25 protein-coding genes are annotated in these 23,394 nt (G+C 47.0%); 13 read left to right on the top strand and 12 right to left on the bottom strand.

The features are described from left to right. Positions 1–5: 5 nt before the first annotated feature. Positions 6–818 (bottom strand): M15 family metallopeptidase, encoded by an 813-nt coding sequence (locus tag PSE6802_RS0124895; RefSeq protein ID WP_156815650.1) that lies wholly within the window; start codon positions 816–818, stop codon positions 6–8. 252 nt (positions 819–1,070) lie between these two features. Here PSE6802_RS0124895 and PSE6802_RS30275 point away from each other — a divergent pair, with 252 nt between their 5' ends. Continuing rightward, entirely contained in the window at positions 1,071–1,457 is a 387-nt protein-coding gene (locus PSE6802_RS30275; protein ID WP_019502729.1) for a hypothetical protein, read from the top strand. Positions 1,458–1,468: 11 nt separating this feature from the next. On the opposite strand, the gene PSE6802_RS0124885 is transcribed toward PSE6802_RS30275, so the two are convergent. Further along, positions 1,469–1,780 carry a hypothetical protein gene (locus PSE6802_RS0124885; RefSeq protein ID WP_019502728.1) on the bottom strand — a complete coding sequence of 104 codons (312 nt, stop codon included), beginning with the start codon at positions 1,778–1,780 and terminating at the stop codon, positions 1,469–1,471. A 657-nt stretch (positions 1,781–2,437) separates the two neighbouring features. Here PSE6802_RS0124885 and PSE6802_RS0124875 point away from each other — a divergent pair. Then, positions 2,438–3,910 carry a protein adenylyltransferase SelO gene (locus PSE6802_RS0124875; protein ID WP_019502726.1) on the top strand — a complete coding sequence of 491 codons (1,473 nt, stop codon included), beginning with the start codon at positions 2,438–2,440 and terminating at the stop codon, positions 3,908–3,910. Between the two features lie 96 nt (positions 3,911–4,006). On the opposite strand, the gene PSE6802_RS0124870 is transcribed toward PSE6802_RS0124875, so the two are convergent. Next, complete coding sequence (locus PSE6802_RS0124870; protein ID WP_019499741.1) at positions 4,007–5,047, bottom strand: IS630 family transposase; 1,041 nt, start codon at positions 5,045–5,047, stop codon at positions 4,007–4,009. On the opposite strand from PSE6802_RS0124870, the gene PSE6802_RS0124865 reads away from it, so the two are divergent. The 7 genes from PSE6802_RS0124865 to PSE6802_RS0124835 all read left to right on the top strand — a co-directional run bounded on the left by PSE6802_RS0124865 (position 5,046) and on the right by PSE6802_RS0124835 (position 10,880). Next, entirely contained in the window at positions 5,046–5,399 is a 354-nt protein-coding gene (locus PSE6802_RS0124865; protein WP_019502725.1) for a DUF2281 domain-containing protein, read from the top strand. The genes PSE6802_RS0124870 and PSE6802_RS0124865 overlap by 2 nt on opposite strands. Position 5,400: 1 nt before the next feature. After that, the gene (locus PSE6802_RS0124860; protein ID WP_019502724.1) at positions 5,401–5,796 is read left to right on the top strand and encodes a type II toxin-antitoxin system VapC family toxin; all 396 of its coding nucleotides are present in this window, start codon (positions 5,401–5,403) and stop codon (positions 5,794–5,796) included. Positions 5,797–5,953: 157 nt separating this feature from the next. Then, positions 5,954–6,427, top strand: coding sequence for an esterase/lipase family protein (locus tag PSE6802_RS31495; RefSeq protein ID WP_193372425.1), 474 nt, complete (start codon positions 5,954–5,956; stop codon positions 6,425–6,427). A gap of 69 nt (positions 6,428–6,496) precedes the next feature. Beyond that, positions 6,497–6,934: a hypothetical protein gene (locus PSE6802_RS0124850; protein ID WP_019502722.1), complete on the top strand. Its 438-nt coding sequence runs from the start codon at positions 6,497–6,499 to the stop codon at positions 6,932–6,934. Between the two features lie 68 nt (positions 6,935–7,002). After that, positions 7,003–9,168 (top strand): tetratricopeptide repeat protein, encoded by a 2,166-nt coding sequence (locus PSE6802_RS0124845; protein WP_019502721.1) that lies wholly within the window; start codon positions 7,003–7,005, stop codon positions 9,166–9,168. Positions 9,169–9,273: 105 nt separating this feature from the next. Then, positions 9,274–10,113 carry a bifunctional hydroxymethylpyrimidine kinase/phosphomethylpyrimidine kinase gene (gene thiD / locus PSE6802_RS0124840; protein WP_019502720.1) on the top strand — a complete coding sequence of 280 codons (840 nt, stop codon included), beginning with the start codon at positions 9,274–9,276 and terminating at the stop codon, positions 10,111–10,113. Between the two features lie 62 nt (positions 10,114–10,175). Further along, positions 10,176–10,880 carry a DNA alkylation repair protein gene (locus PSE6802_RS0124835; protein ID WP_019502719.1) on the top strand — a complete coding sequence of 235 codons (705 nt, stop codon included), beginning with the start codon at positions 10,176–10,178 and terminating at the stop codon, positions 10,878–10,880. Here PSE6802_RS0124835 and PSE6802_RS0124830 read toward each other — a convergent pair. Both PSE6802_RS0124830 and PSE6802_RS0124825 read right to left on the bottom strand, forming a co-directional pair. Then, a complete protein-coding gene (locus PSE6802_RS0124830; RefSeq protein WP_019502718.1) occupies positions 10,866–11,492 on the bottom strand; it encodes a hypothetical protein in 627 nt (208 codons plus the stop codon). The genes PSE6802_RS0124835 and PSE6802_RS0124830 overlap by 15 nt on opposite strands. A gap of 291 nt (positions 11,493–11,783) precedes the next feature. After that, the gene (locus PSE6802_RS0124825) at positions 11,784–12,182 is read right to left on the bottom strand and encodes a hypothetical protein (protein WP_019502717.1); all 399 of its coding nucleotides are present in this window, start codon (positions 12,180–12,182) and stop codon (positions 11,784–11,786) included. 161 nt (positions 12,183–12,343) lie between these two features. On the opposite strand from PSE6802_RS0124825, the gene PSE6802_RS0124820 reads away from it, so the two are divergent. Beyond that, entirely contained in the window at positions 12,344–12,682 is a 339-nt protein-coding gene (locus tag PSE6802_RS0124820) for a helix-turn-helix domain-containing protein (protein WP_019502716.1), read from the top strand. Positions 12,683–12,694: 12 nt separating this feature from the next. Further along, on the top strand, positions 12,695–13,096 hold the full coding sequence (locus PSE6802_RS0124815) for a hypothetical protein (RefSeq protein ID WP_019502715.1): 402 nt from the start codon (positions 12,695–12,697) through the stop codon (positions 13,094–13,096). A 382-nt stretch (positions 13,097–13,478) separates the two neighbouring features. Here PSE6802_RS0124815 and PSE6802_RS35555 read toward each other — a convergent pair whose 3' ends face one another. The 7 genes from PSE6802_RS35555 to PSE6802_RS0124780 form a co-directional block, all read right to left on the bottom strand. Next, positions 13,479–13,721: a hypothetical protein gene (locus PSE6802_RS35555; protein WP_193372424.1), complete on the bottom strand. Its 243-nt coding sequence runs from the start codon at positions 13,719–13,721 to the stop codon at positions 13,479–13,481. Positions 13,722–13,933: 212 nt separating this feature from the next. Then, positions 13,934–14,770 (bottom strand): hypothetical protein, encoded by an 837-nt coding sequence (locus PSE6802_RS0124805; RefSeq protein ID WP_019502713.1) that lies wholly within the window; start codon positions 14,768–14,770, stop codon positions 13,934–13,936. 282 nt (positions 14,771–15,052) lie between these two features. Continuing rightward, the gene (locus PSE6802_RS0124800; protein ID WP_036947030.1) at positions 15,053–15,262 is read right to left on the bottom strand and encodes a hypothetical protein; all 210 of its coding nucleotides are present in this window, start codon (positions 15,260–15,262) and stop codon (positions 15,053–15,055) included. Positions 15,263–15,443: 181 nt separating this feature from the next. Then, positions 15,444–15,875 (bottom strand): tetratricopeptide repeat protein, encoded by a 432-nt coding sequence (locus PSE6802_RS0124795; protein WP_019502711.1) that lies wholly within the window; start codon positions 15,873–15,875, stop codon positions 15,444–15,446. Between the two features lie 324 nt (positions 15,876–16,199). Further along, a complete protein-coding gene (lpxD, locus tag PSE6802_RS0124790; protein ID WP_019502710.1) occupies positions 16,200–17,240 on the bottom strand; it encodes a UDP-3-O-(3-hydroxymyristoyl)glucosamine N-acyltransferase in 1,041 nt (346 codons plus the stop codon). A 13-nt stretch (positions 17,241–17,253) separates the two neighbouring features. Beyond that, the gene (locus PSE6802_RS0124785; protein ID WP_019502709.1) at positions 17,254–19,410 is read right to left on the bottom strand and encodes an IMS domain-containing protein; all 2,157 of its coding nucleotides are present in this window, start codon (positions 19,408–19,410) and stop codon (positions 17,254–17,256) included. Positions 19,411–19,675: 265 nt separating this feature from the next. After that, positions 19,676–20,593: a LysR family transcriptional regulator gene (locus PSE6802_RS0124780; RefSeq protein WP_026103545.1), complete on the bottom strand. Its 918-nt coding sequence runs from the start codon at positions 20,591–20,593 to the stop codon at positions 19,676–19,678. Positions 20,594–21,050: 457 nt separating this feature from the next. Between PSE6802_RS0124780 and PSE6802_RS0124775 the strand changes: the two genes are divergently transcribed. Both PSE6802_RS0124775 and ntrB read left to right on the top strand, forming a co-directional pair. Then, entirely contained in the window at positions 21,051–22,424 is a 1,374-nt protein-coding gene (locus tag PSE6802_RS0124775; RefSeq protein WP_019502707.1) for a CmpA/NrtA family ABC transporter substrate-binding protein, read from the top strand. 110 nt (positions 22,425–22,534) lie between these two features. Further along, positions 22,535–23,362 carry a nitrate ABC transporter permease gene (ntrB, locus tag PSE6802_RS0124770; protein ID WP_026103544.1) on the top strand — a complete coding sequence of 276 codons (828 nt, stop codon included), beginning with the start codon at positions 22,535–22,537 and terminating at the stop codon, positions 23,360–23,362. Positions 23,363–23,394: the final 32 nt, after the last annotated feature.

Below are 23,394 nucleotides of genomic sequence, written 5' to 3'. Positions count from 1 at the left end.
TCTGCTTATCGACGCGAGCTAGTTTGACTTTGGGGTTGATTCTTGTAGAAAGTAGCAAGACTTTCGCTATCACCGACATAACGCCAATGCCAAGGCTCGTAACTAACTCCTTGAGGATTATTCTTTGGGAAAGATAGCTCGAAGCCAAATTGGGCGGCATTGCTTTCAAGCCAACGGAAAGCTTCTGTTTTGTCAAAATCGGGGGAAAGGTTGCTACTAGGAGCGCTACCATCGCCAATGTCGATCGCATAGCCGGTATGGTGCTCGCTATAGCCGGGCGGGGCGCTGACCATAGCTCGTTGGGCTGGGGTTTGGTTGCGCTGTTTGCTGATGTCGAAGAACAATTTTTTTTGTTCGTCAACCGTGCGAAATCCGGAGATGGGAACTAATTCTATGCCGTTGGTTCTAGCTACCGCCGCCATTTGCAAAAATGCTTTGGCGGCAGGCTCCTTTAGTCGGATTTCATAACCGTCGCTGGCTCTAGAGATTACGCGCAGGGATGATAGTGGAGTTTCAGCATAAGCCAAATGACCGAATATCTGTTCGGAGGATCTGCCTGTGGTGGGATCTATGCCTGGATCTCGATCTGACGAACTGTTGGCAGGAGCGATCGCAGTCGATTTCTGACTATTAGCGTTCCTACTATCCGATCTCCCGGACATGAAGTGCATGCCAACCATGGGAAGGAAAAAGGCAACTATGGCAAGAATGTAAACCCACCAGGGTAACGCTTTGAGCGATCGCACGAATGGATGGGTTGCAGATCTTGCCGGACTATTGATGCGTTGTGCAACTGGAATGTCATTGGGGATAGGCATAGAGGCTAGGCAGAAAAACTTTGTGGCAAAACCCAAAAACCGGACAATATCTAGACGATATATATATAGACTTGTTTTTTCGAGAAAATCAACTACCAAATTGCAGAGAAACCCTAAAATCTAACGGGTTGTGGTTTAGATCCTTATTCTCAGGCTGGTAATCTGCGACAAATCGCCACAGTTTACAAACAAACAAGCCCTGCGCTATGAGGGCAGGGCTATAATTCACTTATATAAGGGCACTTACATCATATGACTCAAGAACCACTGGAAAGAAGAGTTCGCACGGTTGAAGAAGCTATTACCATTCTGACTGAGACACAGCTGCGGATGGAAAGCAATTTTGAATATATGGCGGAAACTCAACGCGAGTTACAAGTCAGTCAACGCGAGTGGCAAGCCAGTCAACGCGAGTTACAGATCGGTCAACGTGAGTTACAAGCCAATCAGGCATATATGGCAGAGACACATCGCATGTTGGCAGATAATATCGATACACTTACTGAATTAATGTCCAGAATGGACGAGCGGCAAACCATAATTGAGCAGCGTCAGGCTGAAACAGACCAGCGTTTTAACGTCCTATTGCAAGAGATACGGTTCATGAACCGTCGTAACCGCGACCAGGACGAGCAGTAGCTATAATCCGGTTAGTTAGATTTTTGCTGTGCGATCTTGCGGATATTGATAATACTGCACAAAACTTTTTGTGAAGCAGTATTTTTCAAGCACCCAGACTTGCCATCGCGGTCTGCGACAGGGAGCCAACCGGGATCGCTATCTAATTCTAGGGATACAATGTCAGTCTTAGTAGTTAACGGTGCAGCAACTGGCAAAGAACTATTTTCACTATTAGCTACTTCCTGATAGACAGCATTACTACTAGCTTGGGAGATTGACAGCATTGCAACTCCAAGCACGAGTGCTGCAATACTTGCCTTAATACTGAGAACATTATCCATCTTCTCAAGCCTCCTCTCCCTCAGTCTCGTTCTAAACCATTACAATAACCAGTCAGACATACCCACTGCTTCGCCTGAATGACTCATCCAAATGGGCTATCTTTACATCAAATCTCCTAACTGGGGAGACGCAAACTAGTGCGGGAAAGTTTCGCTAATTTGAAGGGATTATTCAGTTGATTTAACAGTTATTGGCGATCTGCGATCGACGAAGAAATTTTACAACCCAAAGTAGGATCGCTATAGTTAATAGCCGAACGCACCTGGGCAAGACTGTTACATATGCTGCAAAGTGAAACCAAAAATCCTGAAGGATTAATTAAGATTTTGGTCAAGACCAATCCCAAATCCTGGTTTGCTACCCCCCTTTTCTTGGAGTCTGCGCAGGCAGACTTTGTTCGTGCGGCCACAACTTCCAATCACTAGAAATCATAGGGCTAATTAATGCAGATTTGGTATGGGGCAGTACTTCTAGCCAAATACAGAGGTTTTCTATATGTCTGCGTCTTAGTACGAGACTCAGGGTATTGTAGTAGGTCTAAATTTAAGAATTCTATTCTTGAAAAGAAACTGCTGCGTTGTTGAAGGGTTACCGCCAACTAGTAGCGCTGAAGTGTAAAGATAGTGAAAGTACAGAAAGTATCTCCGGATCCGAATATGCAGCAGTCTTTGCAAACCAACCTCTCTTCCAACCCATTTCTAAACTTGGAATACGAGCAAGCGATGGAAGCGTTGGGGGATGATTACTACGATGTGGTAGCCGCAGCGGAGTTCCCAATGCACGTTCTGCGCTGGCGCAATGACGAGCTTTTGCCTCAAATTGGCTTGAATTCTAAGGAGGTGGAAGATCGGCATTTTGTAGAAGCGTTTGGGACATTTCAGGGGATTCGCCCGTTTCTAGCCTTGCGCTATCATGGATATCAGTTTGGCGAGTACAATCCACAGTTGGGAGATGGTCGGGGATTTGTGTACGGGCAAGTACGGGCAATAGATGGAGAGTTATACGATTTCGGTACGAAGGGATCGGGTAAAACTCCATACTCGCGGACGGCGGATGGTCGCCTCACGCTGAAAGGGGGAGTGCGGGAGGTGTTGGCAGCCGAGATGTTACATCGCTTGGGAGTCAGGACTTCGCGATGCCTTTGCGCGATCGAAACAGGTGAGAAGTTGTGGCGGGGCGACGAGCCTTCTCCAACACGTTCGTCGGTGATGGTGAGATTTTCGCGATCGCATATTCGCTTTGGGACATTCGAGCGATTGCACGCAATCGGCAGAGCGGATTTCATTCGAAAGCTTTTGAATCATGTCATCGAAGTGTATTATTCGCATTTGCTGAGGGGCAAAGCGATCGCTCAGGTAGACGAACGAGAGCTTTATGCAGAGTTCTATGCCGAACTAGTGCAGAGGACATCAGCCCTTGTAGCGCAATGGATGGCGGTGGGTTTCTGTCATGCGGTCTTGAATACGGATAACATGTCGATTACGGGTGAGAGTTTCGACTATGGCCCCTATGCGTTTATTTCCACCTACGATCCAAATTTTACAGCGGCATATTTCGACTACTATGGGCGTTACCGTTATGCCAATCAGCCAGCGGTATGCTATTGGAATCTGGAGATGTTGCAGTATCCATTGCGCATGGTGATGGAACAGTCGGATTTGGAAGCGGGCTTAGCGAAATTCAAGGAGCATTATCGCGAAGAGTATTGCCGCATGATGCTAAATCGGTTGGGATTGGAGCAGCTTTCGCCCTCAGAAGCAGAGGAAATTATTACATTAACTCTTCAGTTTGTCGGCTCTACGCAGATGGGTTACCATGACTTCTTCATCGCACTCAGACAGCAGTTCGATCGCACCTGGCGAGAAGATCGCAGCAATATATTGGATCGGGTGGAATGGGAACTGGGCGAAGAGCATCAGCAGATTTTAGATAACTGGCGATCGCTCTACCATCATTATCTAATTAGAATGCCTGAGGGGGAGATGGCGGCGATCGCAGAGCGGTTGCGGCAGGCCAATCCCACGACGAGTCTACTCAGGCCGGAAATCGAAGCGGTATGGGAGAGAATTACGGAAGAGGATGATTGGCAGCCGTTCTATGACCTGATAAAGCGCATTCAAGCTTTGTAAAAGCAATATAGGAACTGTGCCAGACTATAACGAAACGAGAAGTGTTTGGGCTTCATATAATTGAGTTATTGCCTTGGCAATAAAATAGAATGCAATCTATAGAGCAGCATAAATAATAGATGGATGCTTAAAGTAACTCCTAATGTGGGCAGGCAATCTCTGCAATTTCTGCAGTTGAGATAGCAATCTATGTTTTAATTGACCCAGGTTTCGCGTCAGAGGTTTGGCGTGAACTCCCTGTTTCACATCACCATTGAAATACTCTACTGGATTCAACTGCGGCGCATAGGAAGGCAAATAAAATAACTCGATCTCCTGGGAGTGCTGTTCTAACCATTGCTGCACGGGGCGCTCTCGATGGACGGGATGGCGATCCACGATCCAAAACAGTTTGCTTGAACGCTTGTCAATCAACCGTTGCAGAAATTCAATAAATACTGGGGCTGTCAAGGTACAGGTGTAAAGCATAAATTGAATCGTGCCTTGATTACTGATGCTAGCAATGAAATTCAACCGTGTCCGCTCGCGTTTACTAGGACGAATTTCAGGGGGATGCCCCTTGGGTGCATAACCTCGCCCTCCATACTCATCAGAACTGAGTCCCGATTCATCTCCCCACTCGATTTCGGCACCTTCTGCTTGTGCCCGTTGCTCAATCGCGGGATATTCTTCCTGTAACCAGTGTTTCACGGCAGCGGGGTCTTGCTCATAGGCACGTTCGATCGGCTTCTGGGGGCTGTAGCCCCATCGTTTGAGGTATTCCCCCACTGTGCGGATTGGCATCTCCACACCTAATTCTTGCTCGATTAAGGCTTTTACGGCTCGTCTACTCCACAAGGCGCTCTCGATCTGGTATTCCTCCGGGCTGTGTCCCCGCAGCATTTCTTCAATCGTTGTTTCCTCTGAGGCACTTAAACTGCGCCCTTCCCCTACCTCTCGTCCTCGTCGCTGCTGAAACAGGGCTGCTTCTCCGTAATCTTGATACGCCCACCACCACTCCGTAATCGTGTTACGATGAATCCCCAGGTACTCACTAATATCACATACTCGTTTCCCTTGTTCTCGCAACCGGATCGCTTGCTGTCGAAGGTAATTTTGCGTCTCTATCGATAGGTGTCGGCCATCTGGTTTATCCATGTCAAACCTCCTTGTGCCTTTACTTCTATTATCCTATGCTTTCTTTTTCATTGCCGGAGCAATATTACCGCCTTTAAGTTGTTTACTTCATCTGTGGAACATTATGACTATCGCCGAACAAATTTACGAACTTGTTAAATCCCTTCCTCAAGAGCAAGCTAGCGAAATCCTGGACTTTGCTGAATTTATTCGTGCTAAATCTCTAAATGCAGATCGAACAGATAGTACTGGCGTTACTAGTTCCTGGACAGAGCTTGTTAATTCCTTAGCAGGAAGCTGGGGTGAGGATTTCCCTTCGCTAGAGGAGATTCGTGCAACTTCTGGACACGACATTTTACGGGAGAGCCTATAAGATGTATCTTCTAGATACCAATACTCTAATCTACTACTTTAAAGGTCAAGGGCAGGTTTTAAAAAATCTTGCTAGCGTCTCTCCTCAAGAAATTGCTATTTCTACAATCGTTCTTTTTGAATTGCATGTTGGAATTGCAAAGTCCATCTCACCTGCAAAACGCATCCAACAGCTTCAACAACTATCGAGCCAAGTTAATTTAGTACCGTTCGATTATGCTGATGCCTTTGCTGCTGCATCAATTCGCGCTCAATTAGAGAAACAAGGTACGCCTATAGGTTCAATCGATGTTTTGATTGCTGGGACAGCTTTGGCACGTCAGGCAACTCTTGTGACCCATAACGTTAGTGAGTTCTCAAGAGTTGTAGGGCTTGCGATTGCGGATTGGTATAAATAATTTAGTCGAGCAATTTTTGTCTATAAATTAAGACTCACGCTGTAAGAGCGATATTGGGGGCATGCCAGGATATAGCAAAGTCAAAGATCGCGCAAACGCCCTTTTTACTTTGAAAACAGCTATAATTCTTGCATATAAATATAGGTTTAGGGTTGCGATGGCAAAGCTGATTAAGATTGGGGGATGCGACAATCTGGAGCGGTTTGGGGATGTCGTATTCGTGCATGGGTTGGGAGGCGACGGTTTGGAAACGTGGCACGCAAACCCCGATGAGATTAAGCAGTTGCAGAAACAGTGCGATCGCGATGGCACTAGGCTAGATGCAGGTCAATTAGATTTCTGGCCGGTATGGTTGGGAAAGGATCGTCCAGATTTGGGGATATGGTCGTTGGACTATGAGGTAGCACCCACGGCATGGCGTGGCGATACAAATCCACTTTACGATCAGGCTAATCTGGTGCTTGAGGTGTTTGCTAACCGAGAGATAGGTAGGCATCCTGTGGTCTTTGTCACGCATAGCATGGGGGGATTGCTAATCAAGCAGACCTTGCGCAATGCTAAAGGTGCTAAGTCTGAGAACCCATTTGGGAAGTCAAGAAAAGCTTCTTTTAGTCACATTGCTACCATGTAAGAAGTCAGCATTTCAGTACCATACATCCCCTGAAGCAGCAAAAAATACTAAGTATTTATACTTTCTTAAATGAGTTCTGAGGAATGGCGGCAGGTTGCAGAGCAAACCAAAGGGATTCTCTTTTTGGCAACTCCTCATGTCGGCTCGTCCCTCGCTGACAAAGTTCAAGCTGCTAATGATGCGCTGCTAAAAATATTAAAAGTAACGGCTAGCGTCGAAGAACTGAGTTTTGGGCACAGTCGCTTGCGCGAGTTGAACGATGATTTCTTACAGGATGAAAAACTGAGCAAGATTCCTGTGTGGTGCTTTGGAGAGACAAAGCCCCTGCCAGTAGTAGGTATTGTCGTGGATGAAGTCAGCGCTTCCTTGAGCAAAGATTTACCTTTGATCCGCGTAACGGGCACAGATCACCTGACGATTTGCCGTCCGCAGCCAAGCGATCGCGAGGATAGCCCTGTTTACAACAGCACAAAGCGCTTTCTCAAAAAATACCTTTCCCCTCAGTAGCCTCTTCGCCTAACGATTCCACCACGGCGGAGGGGCAGGACAAAATATCAGGTGGAGCGCCGAATAATTTGCCGCGCAGTGGCGCGATCGCTTTTGTCGGGCGGGATGAAGCTTTAACTCAACTGCATCAGATGTTGCAAGGGGGCGATCGCATTGCCATTACGGCGGTTAGGGGGATGGGCGGTGTCGGTAAAACGGAATTGGCATTGCAATACGGGTTGAAATACGGGCAAGCATATCCAGGCGGACTGTGCTGGCTGCGATCGCGCGAAGATGCGGGCAGTCAGATCGTGGCATTTGCTCGCTCGCAGTTGCTGTTAAACCCGCGAGAGGACGCAGAACTGTCGGAGCAGATAGCCTATTGCTGGCGTTACTGGCAGGAAGGGGAGGTGCTGGTAATCTTTGACGACGTGGGGGACTATAAAGCGATCGAGCCATTTTTGCCGCCGGTAAATCCTCGCTTTAAGGTGTTGCTGACGACGCGGTTGCGCTTGGGTGGGCGAATCCAAGAATTGACATTGGATATTTTGGAGCGATCGGAATCTCTGAATTTGTTGCGAAAGTTGGTGAAGGACGGTCGGATCGATGCCGACCTGACGCAGGCAGAGTGGTTGTGCGAATGGCTAGGCGACTTACCCTTGGGGTTAGAACTGGTAGGGCGCTACCTAGAGCAAAAAACGGATGTGGGATTGGCGACGCTGCGAAAACGGCTGGAGGAAAAACGCCTGGATGCAAAGGCACTGGAGAAAGCCTATCCTGGCATGACAGCCCCGTTGGGAGTGGCGGAGGCATTTGATGTGAGTTGGGAAACACTGACATTGGAATCTCAAACATTAGCAGGACTGCTGAGTCGATTTGCTCTCGCTCCGATTCCCTGGAGCATGGTGAGAGCGTGTTTACCAGAATGGGATGAGGAAGATCTAGAAGATCGGCGAGACGAGATGGTAAGTTTGCATTTATTGCAGAGGGTGGGCAAGGATATCTATCAACTGCACCAACTGCTACGAGAGTTTTTTGCGGTGAAATGGCAGCAATTGGAAACTGCTTCAGAATTAGACTCTGCGGCTTATGATGCGATAGTGGCAGAGGCAAAACGCAGTTCGGAAAACCCCAGATACTCGCTGTGGGCAGAAACGAATCTCGTCATGCCACATCTGAGTTTTCTAGTGGAACGTTTGGAAGATACAGGAAGTCCAGAATCTTTAGCAATAGGTTTAAGTTGGTTGGCATTTCTATACCAATCGCAAGGGAATTACGCAGAGGCAGAACTGCTGTATCGACGATCGCGGGAAATTTGGGAACGGCAACTGGGAGCAGACCATCCCCGTGTTGCACAAAGCCTCAATAATCTCGCAGAGCTATACAAAGCAGAAGGGAAGTACGCGGAGGCGGAACCTCTATACCTGCGATCGCTCAAAATTACTGAAGGGCAACTGGGAGCAGACCATCCCGATGTTGCCACCTTTCTCAATAATCTCGCACATCTATACCAGTTGCAAGGGAAGTACGCGGAGGCGGAACCTCTATACCTGCGATCGCTCGAAATTACTGAACGGCAACTGGGAGCAGACCATCCCGATGTTGCCACCTTTCTCAATAATCTCGCACATCTATACCAGTTGCAAGGGAAGTACGCGGAGGCGGAACCTCTATACCTGCGATCGCTCAAAATTACTGAAGGGCAACTGGGAGCAGACCATCCCGATGTTGCCACCTTTCTCAATAATCTCGCACATCTATACCAGTTGCAAGGGAAGTACGCGGAGGCGGAACCTCTATACCTGCGATCGCTCGAAATTACTAAAGGGCAACTGGGAGCAGACCATCCTGATGTCGCACGAAGCCTCAATAATCTCGCGTATCTACACCAATTGCAAGGGAATTACGGCGAAATCGTAGAACTGTTACACCTGAAATCGTGGGAAATTAGGGTACGAAAACTGGGAGCTGACCATCCTGATGTCGCACAAAGCGTCAATAATCTCGCATTGCTATACCAATCGCAAGGGAAGTACGCGGAGGCGGAACCGCTTTTCCAAAGGGCTTTGGGAATTTTAATGGCAACATTTGGCGAAGATCATCCGCATACGCAATCCGTGGCGATTTCGCTGATGATGCTTTCCCTTCAACGCGAAACGGGTATGAGTAAAGATGCATTGGAGCAAATGATGCAGAACAACCCAAATGCCATAATAGAACTACTTCAACAAATAAAGAGCAATCCGACTACTTAGCTCGCGGAGAAGATTCTTCTTTTTTGTCTATGAATAAGACTCATAATGTTATTTATAGACTCAGTATATGTCTTGCATTCTAGAAATAAGACTATAAATTTTGATATGCCAACTAATATTTTGGATCGAACGAACGTGCCTGTTGCTATGACGATCGCTGGCTCGGATAGCGGCGGTGGGGCGGGAATTCAGGCGGATTTGCGGACGTTTGCATTTCATTGCGTGCACGGTACGAGCGCTATTACCTGCGTGACTGCGCAGAATACGCTGGGAGTAAATCGGGTAGATGCCATGTCACCGGAGGCGGTGGCGGCGCAAATCGAGGCGGTGGTGACGGATATCCGCGTCCTGGCAGTTAAGACGGGGATGCTCTTGAACCAGGAGATTATCCGCACGATTGCCAAGAAGTTGGCGGCAATGGGTTTTGCCAATGTCGTAGTCGATCCGGTGATGGTATCGCGTACCGGAGCGCAGTTAATCGATGACGATGCCGTGCAAAGCATGACGCGGTTGCTTTTACCCCTTGCCGCGATCGCCACGCCCAACCGCTACGAAGCCCAAATCCTAGCTGGCATGGAGATTGCCACGCTAGCGGATATGCAACAGGCCGCCCAGAAGATCCTATCCCTAGGTGTAAAAACTCTGCTGGTCAAGGGCGGTGGGATGCCAGGGGAACTGCGCGGCGTGGATGTGTGGTGTGAGGATGGGCAGATCGAGGTATTGCGAACTGAGACGGTTGAGACTCCCCACACGCACGGTACGGGTTGCACGCTATCGGCAGCGATCGCCGCCAATCTGGCACTGGGTAAGCCCAAGCTAATAGCGGTAAAAGATGCGAAAACCTATGTCACGCAGGCATTAAAACACAGTCTGGCGATCGGTAAGGGACAGGGGCCAGTCGGTCATTTCTTTCCGCTATTATCGGCTCCACCTGGTCTCATTTAAGACTCAGTAAATTGAAATTAGACTAAATATAAGTCTCATATTCTTAGTATGATAACAAAATCGTGAGTAGACTTGACGACCTGAAACAAAAGCTAAAGGCTCTTAGCAATTCAGAGAAGGCTAAGGCACTCAGCCGCTTCTTTAAAACTGACAAAGGCGAGTATGGCGAAGGCGATGAGTTCTTGGGAATCGCCGTCCCCGAGCAACGCAAGCTAGCAAAGGCATATGTGGATTTGAATCTGTTGGATATCGAAAATCTGTTGCAGAGTAAGATTCACGAGGAACGCCTGACAGCGTTACTAATTTTGACCTATCAGTTTCCTAAAGCCTCTGTGGCAGAGCAATCAGAGATCGCGACCTTCTATTTGCAACATACAGAATGGATAAATAACTGGGATTTAGTGGATGTCACCTGTCGCCCGATTTTGGGAGCGTACTTGCTAGAGCGCGATCGCAGTGTTCTGTACGATCTGGCGCGTTCTGAAAGCCTTTGGGAGCAAAGGATTGCCATAATTACGACGATGGAATTTATCAAGCACGACCAATTTGAGGATACGTGGCAGATTGCGGTTATTCTGCTTAACCACCCGCACGATCTAATTCATAAGGCGGTGGGCTGGGCTTTGCGCGAAGTTGGGAAGAAAGATAGGCAAACCCTGGAGACTTTTTTGGATCGTTATTGCACGCAGATGCCGCGCACGATGCTAAGATACGCGATCGAGCACTTCGAGGAACCGAAACGCAAAGCCTATTTAAGTCGCAAGTAGGGATGCGATATGGGCTTGTAGTTCCTGGGAATAGCGAAACCAGTTTCCCTGAGTATTCAGGTGCCCGAACTGCTGGTGAATCGTTTGGCCGAGCTTACGGCGATCGGGAAGAGAGCCAATCAGGTTTAATGTTTGCGGGTAAGCAGCCTGGAGCTTTTGCAGAGAACTGTGCGGATCGAGCGCCGTGCCTACGTGCAGAAATTCCCGGTCGGCGGTGAGGATAAAGCAAACCTGCGATCTCCGCCTGGATTTAGGTTTTGTCTCGGTATTTTGACCGAATTCAACTACAGCAGGTCTTTGGGGTAATTGATGCTTGCCAGTTTGACAAACCGCGATCGCCCTGCGAGCAGATGTTTTTGATAAAAAGGGGTTTTGGGTGAAGCGATCGGATACAACGGATTCCCAGATCGCGAGATCGAACACAAAGCCATGCTTAGCCAGGAAGTTGACGATGTTTTTCCGGGGAAAAGGGCGATCGGATGTTGCCAGATAGCCGCGACCTAGAAGCACGACAAACCAATAGCCAGGATGGGCTGGCAGCAACTCTGCTAAATAGGTATCATCGCAGCCGGAATACCAGCATGATTCGTCAAAATTAAACTCGGTTGACATTTTGGATTAAAGAGCTAGAATGCCTATGTGGAGCTAATTTTACACATAGACAAGTAAATAAGCTAGTCCAAGTAAATTAGTCCAAAATAATTTAAAGGAACCTAGAAGTCTTGTATATTAACCCTTCCAATAATCAGGCTATTTGCGTTACCCGCAGAAGGTCAGTTTGATAGCCTTTCCTGATAGTTAGAGGAGCAACTAGCGTGGGCGCGGCGGTGACATCGCTTCCCAATCAACGGGATAAAGTGCGCGGCTCATAGGCATGGCTTTTATCCCTGCGTAGCCATAAAATCAATGCATTAGCTGCCATTGCTCCCGCAATAATTGCTTGCCTGGTGGAGGCAAGTCGGGGAGTTTGAGCAGCCATGCGATTTCATGATAGCCGTTTGCCGACGCGCAAAAATTCCGTTGCTGTAAGCAGCCGATCGGGATTCTCAAGCGTCGCCGTCGCTTCGCGGTAAATACTCGGTGAAGGCTTCCAGGTAGAAGGGGAGCCGCAGTTCGTAGCCTGGGAATTTCTCTGCCGTCAGCATTAGGCTCTCTCCTGTGCGTAGTCGCGGCGGTGGAAGTACTCTTGTAGCGCTTCAGAACAAATAGCACTTTTTGTCTTTTTCTCTGAATACTCTTCAAAACGAACCCTTTCAGCCAGTTCATAGGGAAGAAAGCAGGAAATTTTAACAGGACGCTCATTTTTGGGGGTAGTTTTCCTCTTTGTTTTTTGGTTATTCATATGACCAGTTGATAATTACATCTACCAAGCCACAGGGTGATAAGTTTATCTGTCAAGTGGTCACCAGGTTGACTAGGGAAACGGGTAAAATGTTGACTAGTCGGTAAGTAGACTTATCACCATGTCAAGCCTTGAAGGTAGAGAAAAACTGCAAAAAATAATTAACGACTTGGTAAAGCGTTCAAAAAGTCGTAGGGCTTTTGCACGTAGTTTGGGGGTTTCTGCCAGTGCTGTCATAAGCTGGGAGAACGGAGCAATTCCAGATACTAAGAACCTAGCCAAAATCGCAATGATGGCAGGTTATACGCTAGATGAGATAAAGGCTGTCTTGGATGGGAAACCGCATCAACAAGCTAAACCTGTAGATGCAGTAATTAAAGATTTAGAGAATCTTCCCCGCGAAGATGTCTTGAGGGTTGTTAAAACGGGTGCTGAACTCTTATTAACAATGGCGGGGTGAGGCTGGAATTAGATGAAAAAGCCGATCGGTTCAATTTTTCTATTGGCAGCGGGATTCTCTACGGGCTTCATACTTGCAAAGATAGATAGCAATCCCACCTCAATTGTCTCTAGCCCAGTAGCAGCGATTCAGGGAGAAGATAGCTACGAAATCAGGTTTGAGGGCAGTACGGGGGATAGATTTGTTGGAGTTTATATAATCGGGACTATACCTACGAGAATTGAGAAGATAGAAGATAGGCTTCCTTACAAAGTAACCTTTAATGCTCCTAGGAGTGCCTATGTCACTGCCACAGGTAGCCTATACAGCAGTAATTCTCAAGTCAAGGTAACGATTCTAAGAAATGGCATTGAATGCCATAAAGAGCTAGCCGTGGGATCTGGTGTATCTAAGGAAGCCAAAACCTGTCTTTGATATTGTGTAGGGGGAAAAGATGCTTAATACAAAAATAGCTTATTGGATACTATCCTCCTCTCTAGCAGTCTCAGTTACCTCGGCTCTCACCCCTACGCTCTACGCCATCATAGGAATCCGGCTATATTCTCAGCCCCCCTTGAGTTTTCATATTCTATACATGATTCCACAGGTAGCTGTGGTTATTTTGCTATACGGGCTTTTCTTTGGAGTAAATTGGAAAGATTTTCAACGTCCAGGAGGGAGAACACCACTCAAGCCGTTTAAGCCCTACCCTAGTAAAAACAAAACTGCAAGCGTAAGTAGAACCTATGACCTACAGAAGAAACTATTTGAAAGATTGCAAGGCGATCGCGCTGCTGCCCATCGTCTAGTTAACAACCTAAAGGTCAAGAATCCTGGTAAGCCTGAAGAATGGTATTGGCAGCGAGCCATAGAGCAGTTGGAAAGGGACAGATATTAAAAAGCGATCGCTGATGAGTGTAGGCAGCGATCGCCAGAAGTTAAAAATGATGCAGACAGGACTATCAAAACCTCGCCCCACTACTTCAATACCACTAAAGCGTTCGGGTCTTTCTTCTAACCATCTAGGTAGATTGAGCGGTACATAGATGCTATCTGTCATGCCTTCTACAAAGTCGATATAAAAGGCACGTCCATCAGGTATATCGAAGATCCCCTTGCAACGACAAACTTCTCCATAGGCTGCGTGCGTGAGTTCATACCAAAATACGCAGAAGACAACGACCGCAGCACATCTTTACCCTTCCTTAGTATTCTTCATGAATAATGCCGTCATGCATAGTCAAAAGGGGTTGCCAGTTTTTTCAGTGGCGACTATTTGGATTTAACAAGCGGGCGCATTAAAAAGTAGCCAGCACCAAAGGAAGTAACTACGATCAGGAGGATTGTTAGTGCCAACCACCAGCCATTGATACTGCCCTCGTCGGAGGTTGATTCCAGATTATTTAGGTTGGATGGTTCTTCCTGGTGCGTCTTCAGTTTAGATGCGGGTGAGGAACTGGCTGGCGATGATGTGGGGGGCTTAGCATCCGCGACAACCCTGGTAACTGCTTGTTTTTTGGTTTGCGGTGACGACACATTCGCCTGTTTCGGCTTTACTACAGATTCCTGGGACTTTCTAGGCAGATCGACGCGATCTACTTTTGCAGAGTTACTATTACTGCTGCTGTTGTTGTTGGGTCTGGGCTTATTTCCCTGCGGCTTGCTTTCCTGTGCCTTATTTCCCTGTACGTGTGGCGTACTTACCTGTAAGTAATTTACAGCTTTAGATTTAGCAACTGGCTCCACTAAATGATTTACTACCGATGGCGGCGGGGTGAAATCTTGCAGCTTGGGTTCTTCTAGCGGCTTGATTTCTTGCGGCTTGATTTCTAGTTGTGGCGATAACTGCTCCTGTGTATCTACGCTCAGAGTTTTCAGAAGCTGAAGCAACTGCTGGCTAGAGATGGCGATCGCCTCGAATTCCTTGGTAAATTCTCGAATTAAAGTTTGATTTGTTTTTAGCAAATGCTCGTTTTGCAACTGCAAAGAAGTTACCTTATGCTGCGCTGATTGCAGTTCCGCTGCTAGCTCCTTATATAGGGATATTGGGACGGAAGGCTGATAGTTGTTTTGGGATGGCTCGGACTGCTTAGCAGAATTAGTTTGCATAGGACATCGCGAAAAATATCACAGATTGTAGTGGCAACTGTTTAGAAATGCAATTTGTCACCCATATATAAAATATGTATAAATGTATAAAAATTTAGAAATTCTTAGAACTTTATTACAGGTTACAAGTTGCTAAGTACTAAAGTAGTCTAACAATAGCGATCGCCGCATAGGTATTTTAAGAAGGCACAAACCAATGGCTATATCATCGTAAATCCTCATAAAAAAATTTGTGGCTTGACTGGGATCAAACCACAAAAGTTGGATAGAAATCCAATATTTCTACACAGAAGCAAACTTTCCGTTTTCAGCTTTCTTCCAACCTTTGGGCATCTTGAGATCGTCAGGATCGACATAGTGGCAGTTAGCATCATCAAGACAAATTAATGCCCAACCATTCTGATTAATATCAATTAATTTATAAGAAGATTCTAAGACGAAGAAGCCTTTGTGGTTTCTGGTATCGGGTTTTACTCTGACATTATCAATCATTTTAAACTCCTTATTAAATCGAAACTTAAACATCAATTATTCTCTAAGGTTATCATTCCAAAATTAAATGATGCGTTAAGTTTTCCTGCGCTAAACTCAGGCGATCTTAAAGTTGTGTAAACTTTTGACGTTTTTACGTCGGAATTAACGATTTACATGAAGGAAATTTAACAATACCCAACTACGTATTTGGTTCAAATACCCAATTTTTAACCTTTTCAAGATTAGTCCAATTTGGCTTGCGTCGCATACCTTCTTCAAAATTCTCAACAATTTCTGGCTTTAAATCCTTCATCAGCATCAACCAGTTCTGTGCAACCTCGATATGCTCGCGGATACCTTTTTGTGAGGTCTCCAGCATGGCGATCGCCAGATTAATCCTCGCTTGAGGGTCTTCTGGGCTGAGTTTGACAGCTTTTTGGGCGGCTTTGAGCGCTTGATTTGACTTACCATCTAGCAAGTACAACCATGATAGGCAGATCCAACTACTGGCAACTTTAGGCTGGCGATCGCATATTTTCTCGAAGGTAGGAATCAGGCTAGCGGCATCTTCCCCCGCCTTATAGCGTTCAAGTCCTTGATTAAATAATGATTCCGCTGTCTCTGTAGTCATATCGTCAGTTATTTAGTCATTAATTATTTACTTATCTTACGCGAAAGGGCTTGAAACCATCCGGGAGAGGGGGGATAAAAACAATATGGGGGAACAGCGAACGGCGATCGCGTAACGGGAAACGAACCCGGAAACGACCCTGGCAGGGGTTTAGCATTTGTCATGAATGCTTGCGTTTGATGCGAAGGTTATCGGACAAATGCTAAACCCCTGCGTTACGCCCATGCCCATCACCCCAAATCATCCATCACTCATCATCCACCACCCATCGAATCAACCCAACCCCCAACCCCTGACGACCGCAGGGAGTACCCCAACCCCCATCTATCCCAACTTCTTCTGGATTTCTTTGATCGTTTTATAGATCTCTGGCAATCTTCGAAATAGTGTTGATGCTTTCAGGAATGTTTTGACCGGAATGGCAGGCGCTCCAATTACCTGAGATCCTGCTTCAATATCTTGGGCAATGCCAGTTTGAGCGGCAGCGACGACGCGATCGCCGATTTTGACATGGTTGGCAACGCCAACTTGTCCCGCCAGAATCACGTTTTTACCTAGTTCTGCTCCGCCCGCCATACCTGCTTGACCTGCCATGAGGCAGTTTTCCGCAGTGCGGCAGCCGTGTCCGATCTGCACCAGATTATCGATTTTAGTACCGCGCCCGATTCTGGTATCGCCTACCGAGCCGCGATCGATCGCGGCATTGCAACCCACTTCGACATTATCTTCCAGAACCGTACGCCCTGCCTGGTGCATCTTGACCCAAGTACCGTCAGTATGCGGAACAAAACCAAACCCTTCGGCACCAATGACAGCACCGCTGTGGATCGTGCAATCGTTGCCAATCGCGCTGCGTTCGTGAATTACGCAGTTGGCGTGCAGTACGGTGCGATCGCCAATCGTGACACCGTGATAAATCGTGACATTGGGGTAAATAATCGCGCGATCGCCGATTTTAGTACCGGAAGCGATCGCGACATGCGGCCCAATATACACATCTTCGCCTAGCTGCACGTCATCGGCGATCGCGGCACTGGGGTGAATCCCTGGTTGGGGATGAATGGGCTGGTAAAAAATAGCAACGGCCTGTGCGAACATTAGTCTGGGCTGCGGTAAAGCTACGTAGGGAATTCTCTTTGACCTGACTAGCGCAATTACTTCCGCATCTTGAACGATCAGAAGCGCCCCAGCTTTAGTTTCGCCTAATTGGGAAAAGAAGCGACTGCTTTCCATGAAGCTGAGGTCGCAGGAGCCTGCTTCCTTAAGATTTGCCACACCAGAAATCTCCGGATCGCCATATTCAAAAGACACGCTGGGGTCTGTTGGGTCGATACCCAGTTTTTGCAATAGATCGCTAAATTTCATTTCGCTTAGATTGTTATTCCGCCACTACCATATCTGCAATTAGCCATTTATCTGCCACTTTCACAAGCACGTATTCCACTTCATAGCTCGTGTCAGTCTTGGATGAGCTAGGATCCAGATTGCCATTGCTAAAGTAGTTTCTGGTTTCTCCCACCTGCGCGATCGCAATTGCCTTATTATCTCCTTTACGGACAACTTTTTTAATTTCCAGTGACTTGGGAATGTACTGCAAATAAGCGTTATTTGCTTTGAGAGATTTAGCACGCGATCGCCAATCAGACAGGGCAGGATTGGTAAGGATATTGTCTAGTAGTGCGATATCGTGACTGCTGCCAAGCGCTTTTGACTTGGCCACCTGCCATGCTTGCACCAGTTTAGTAGCAGCTTCTTGACTTAGCGACCCCGGCAGCGCTGCTACGCTATTTGTCTCTAATTTCTTGGGATCCAGCAACACGGCTACTGGTTGTTCTATTTTGGTTGAGGCTTCTTGCTTCGCTGGACTGATGAGATATCGCCATCCCCAAACTAACAACGATGCACCCCCGGCCAAAAAAGCAATTGCAGCAAATAGGAGGATGAGCACCCGGCTTATCTGTGGCTTTGGTCTGGATCTCGGTTTGCGATCGACAACTTTCTTGCGTTCTTTGTGCTTGGTATGCGATTTTTCTCTATAGGCAGGTGGCGACAAATACTCAGCAACAACATTATTTTCTTCTATGCTTGCAGGTCGATCTAGCACGGGAACCCGACCAGAGTAAGTAGTTGTTTCGGGTAGAGAATCTGATGTCTGTTGCTCGGATGCATTGAGATAACTGTCGTAACTCTGATGAACGAGCTCATTTGATGAGGTTAGCGGTAGTTTTCTGCGTGGCAATGCTGCCGCAGTCCATTCTGAGCCAACTGCACTATTGGCACTGGATAACTCCTCCAGGTACTCTTGCACTAAATCGTCAGCGAAGTATGCTTTTAAGTTGGCGGCGCGATCGTGCAAATCGCGGAAATGGGGAAAGACTTCTTCCTGGAGCCAGGTTTGACAGTATAGGCACAGGCCGGGCAATAGATCTGGCTCGCCCTTAGAGCGATCGCGAATAAAATCTAGCTTTTCTCTTTCCCCACTTTGCTCCAGTGTTTTGCTAGCTTCTTCAGCTTGACCGAGCAAAAGGGCGCAAACTGCCTGCTCTAAATGGATATCTTGCCTACCGCTAAGCTTTACTAGTAACCCCTTAGCACGTCGAATTAAAGCAGGTTGTTTTTGCGAGAACCCCTTGGCAATCAGGGCGTAAACAGCTAAGTAACTTGCCACAGCAGAAGGACGACGCGCTTCGTCTTCAAATATTGCTTGCTGTTCGGTTGTGGTCATATATCCGCGTAATTGCTGGATGAAGCGCAGGAACCCATCAATGTCTAGACCGGAGTAATCATTGCCGGTTCCATCTATGCCTCGTCGCTCTTCCAGCATTTCGTGCAGGAGCGTTAAGCCTTGCTTGCGAGTCGGTGAGAGTTCTTCAGATGTCGAAAGTAGCTCTAGAATGCGGTAGGGTCTGAGTTTAAATAGATCGGCTTGAATCTCACTGCGAATACTCAGAAATAGACCTTCACTCAGAAGCATTTCATAGCTGCTCTCTAACTCCCGTGCGGCATCATCGTACTTTCTTTGTTTCCAAAGATCGCGCCCAATTTCCAAGTGCGATAGGGCAACGGTCAAAATGATATCCCGATCGCTATCTAATCGCTGTAGTGTCGAAGCAATCTGCTTGGAGATGGAGTACGAGTTGTTAATATCTATAACCTGCTCGTATTCGCCCAATTCGTGTAACAGTAACAAAACACCGACCAGGTCTCGATCGCTTACTTCAATAGTTTGAGGGATCTCTACCGGCTCTTGAACCTGCGATTCTAATTGCGCTTCTTGAGGTGAGTTGGATCCTGATTCTGTCGATCGCAGTTCGGGCGATTGCAGTTCCAGATCGGTGGCCTGATGATAGATAGGGTCGCTCAGGATCTCGTAGGCTTTGTCAATTATGCGTCGCCGTGCTGCGATCGCCGTATCTGAATATTCTCGGCGCGGTAGAGACAGCGAGCGATCGCGATAAGCATGATGAACTTGCTCCAGGTTAGCCTGTGGTGGTAGTCCTAATATGCGGTAAAAGTCTAGAGCAATTTGCACCATTTACTTCCTACAGAAATAATGACTATAGACTAGTACACCAAAACAAAAGTTTTGGAGGGGGTGGAGGGGGTGAAATCCCCTTCTGGGGGCTCTGCCACCATTCCCCCATGTTGCAAAATTTATGATTTGCAACACTAGTGGCTCAGAGTACAGGGGGCAATACACGAGCTAAAACTAACGGTGGCATTATATCTTATAGATGGCAAAAAATACATTAACTTACGTTATATAGCCATCAGAAATGGTTAGCTATATAGATATGCTGTTAATTTTCGATCGCTTTATCTGCCAGTTTCTTACCATCGGTTTGGAGATACTCTAAAAAAGTGCGAGCAACTACCGACAACTGTCTTCCTGCTAAGTGAATGACATACCAATGACTTTTAATTGGAAATTCCTGTACGTCTAAAATTGTGAGTTTGCCCATTGCACCTTCTAAGGCGAGAGTATGACGTGACAGTACTGATATGCCCAAACCACCGGCAACGGCTTGTTTAATCGCTTCATTGCTGGCTAACTCAAGTTTGATCTTGAGGGGAATTTTGCGCTCGTCAAACATCTTTTGAACAGATCGACGCGTGCCCGATCCTGCTTCGCGCATTATCATAGGTTCTTCTGCCATCCTTTCTAGTGGAATATTGTGTTCTTGGGCAAGCGGGTGCTCGCGCGATGCAATTACCACCATGGGATTTTCTAAGAATGGATAGACGCTGATATCGGTATTTGGCGGTAGCTGGCTGAGAATATAGAGATCGTCTTGATTATCGTTTAGTCGTTCCAGCAAGCGATCGTGGTTGGCTACTTTCAAGGAAACATCTATGCCAGGATAGGCTTGGCAGAATGGCCCTAAGAGGCGTGGTACCACATATTTGGCAGTTGTAACTACTGCTAGAGAAAGACGACCCTGTTTTAACCCTTTCATATCGGAGATCGTCATCTCAAATTGAGAGAGCCGCTCGAAGACATCCTGGCAAGTGTTAAAGAGAACTTTGCCTGCTTCCGTGAGATAGAGCTTCTTCCCCACCTGCTCGAATAGTGGCAGTCCGACGATTTTGGTCAACTGTTTAATTTGCATGGAAACGGTTGGCTGGGTGAGAAATAACTCCTCGGCAGCGCGAGTAAAACTGCCGTGCCTGGCTGCTACTTCAAACACTTTGAGTTGGTGAAGAGTTGCGTTCTTCAAGGGATTTTTTAGTAAAGCGACAATAGTATAGACATTAGTCTATGAAGATTATACACAATATTGACTTTTATTTATATTCATTTAGCAATACTATCTTAATGTTGTCTTAAGCATATTCGCTAACACAAGGAACAAGCAAGCGATGCTCGGATCTCCCAAGATCTGAGCATCTACCTTAAATAAATTCCTTAACTGTCAGCTACATTTGCTTATGCAATTTGTTGTATGACTCATCACTTCATAGCATGCCTGCAACGTATGTGCTTGATGGGTTCGTGCAAGTGCTGGCTAGGAACCGAGTCCGTCTTGTCTGGTGGCGGGTTGGCTAGCACTCCAGCCAGTTCGTTGTTTTTATTCAACAGTAGTAATAATACTCGCAATCTAAGTTTGAAAGCACTTTGCGTGTCTTTCCATTCTGGAATGCCCAATTTATAGTGCGCTTATTGACCGGAGTTCTATGAGAAACCTATTTGATCCCAGCTATTCCAGACGCAAGTTTTTATTTACGGCAGGAGCCACAGCCGCGACTTCTATCTTACTCAAAGGCTGCTTGGGCAATCCTCCGGAGTCGACAAAATCAGGTACTTCCAGCAATCCATCTACAGGAACGACTGCAAACCTGACCGCTGAAACCACACCAGAAACGACGAGTGCCAAGCTGGGGTTTATTCCCATTTTTGAAGCAGCACCGCTAATTATCGCTAAAGAAAAGGGGTTCTTTGCCAAGTACGGCATGACAGAAGTCGATGTCTCCAAGCAAGCCAACTGGGGTTCGGCTAGGGACAATGTCGAAATTGGTTCTGTCGCAGGAGGGATCGATGGCGGTCAGTGGCAAATGCCCATGCCCTACCTGATCTCGGAAGGGCTGATTACCAAGAACAATGCCAAAATTCCCATGTACGTACTGGCGATGTTGAACACTCAAGGTAATGGCATCGCGATCGCCAAAAGTCAAGAAGGGAAGGGCATTAGCCTGGATATGAGCAAGGCGAAAGACTATATTGCAGGGCTGAAAAAAGCTGGCAAACCCTTCAGAGCTGCCTACACGTTCCCTAAAGTTAACCAGGACTTTTGGCTTCGCTATTGGTTAGCAGCAGGCGGCATCAATCCCGATACTGATGTCAATCTGCTGACCGTACCCGCAGCCCAAACCGTTGCCAATATGAAGACGGGGACGATGGAAGGCTTCAGCACGGGTGACCCCTGGCCTGCTCGCATCGTCGGTGAAGGTATCGGTTTTATGGCAGCTTTGACGGCTCAGATCTGGCCCTTTCACCCGGAAGAATATTTTGCCATGAGAGCTGATTGGGTAGACAAAAATCCCAAGGCAACTAAAGCGTTGCTCAAGGGTATTATGGAAGCCCAGCAATGGTGCGACAAGAAAGAAAATCGCCCTGAAATGGCTCAAATTCTCTCTAATGCTAAATACTATAACGTTCCCGTGAAGATCCTCGAACCTATGTTATTGGGAACGTACATCATGGGCGATAACCAACCAGGGATTGAAGACTTCCAAAAAGCTGCTATGTACTGGAAATCTCCTCGCGGCAGCGTTTCTTATCCCTATAAGAGCCTCGATCTTTGGTTCTTAACGGAAAGCGTGCGTTGGGGCTTCTTGCCTCCGTCCACTTTAGAAAATAATGCCAAAGCACTAATTGCCAAAGTCAATCGTTCGGACATTTGGAAAGAAGCTGCTAAAGAAGCTGGTATCCCTGCTGCCGATATCCCGACTAACGATTCTCGTGGAGTTGAAAAGTTCTTCGATGGCAAGGTCTTCGATCCGGAAAATCCAAAGGCTTATCTCGATAGTCTAGCCATCAAGAAAGTTTAGTTTAGCAATCTAGCAAGGCTAAGTGCGAGATTCAGACCTTATCTGCATCACGTTAGAACTGCACGTTCACAACACTGCACATTCACAACATTTAGGGTAACATTCAGAACATGGCATCAACTTTAACTCCTTCTAGAAGTAGGAATAAATCCCTCGCAAAATTCTGGAATAATGCTTTTCCTCCCATCATTGGAATTTTAGGATTTCTGCTTATCTGGCAGTTCTTTTCAATGGTTGGCCTGATCAAGCTGCCACCTCCCACTTCTCTCTGGACGGACGAGCGCACTCGTATCTATTTGCTCTATCCTTTCTTTAATCGCGGCGGCACCGATGTCGGTCTCTTTTGGCAGTCATTAGCGAGTTTGCAACGGGTGCTGATTGGATATTCGCTAGCGGCGATCGTAGGGATTAGCGTCGGCATTTTAATCGGGTTAAGCCGATTTGCCAATAAAGCCTTAGATCCCCTTTTCCAATTTCTCCGAACCGTCCCTCCTTTAGCTTGGGTTCCCCTCGCTCTAGCTGCTTTGCAGCAAAACCAACCAGCAGCTCTCTTTGTCATCTTTATTACGGCTGTTTGGCCGATCTTGATTAACACGGCGGTCGGCGTGCAGCAAATACCGCAAGACTACATCAACGTCAAAAAAGTTTTACAGCTCAGCCCCCGAAAATTCTTCTTCAAGATCCTCATCCCTTCCGCACTGCCTTACATCTTTACCGGTCTGAGAATTGCAATCGGCTTAGCCTGGTTGGCAATTATCGCCGCAGAGATCGTGATGTCGGGGATTGTGGGAATCGGCTTCTTTATCTGGGATGCCTATCAGAATAACTATATCAGCGACATTATCCTGGCTTTAGTTTATATTGGTGCGATTGGCTTGATTCTCGATCGCTGCATGGCCTGGTTGCAAACGCAAATTCTACCGGAAGAACAAAGATAACCTGCCCCGGTAAGCAACGAATGGCAAACACA

The organism is Pseudanabaena sp. PCC 6802 (genome assembly GCF_000332175.1).
Lineage (GTDB): Bacteria > Cyanobacteriota > Cyanobacteriia > Pseudanabaenales > Pseudanabaenaceae > PCC-6802.
The sequence above is the reverse complement of the archived record's forward strand: the minus strand, read 5'-3'. Positions and strand labels throughout refer to the sequence as shown.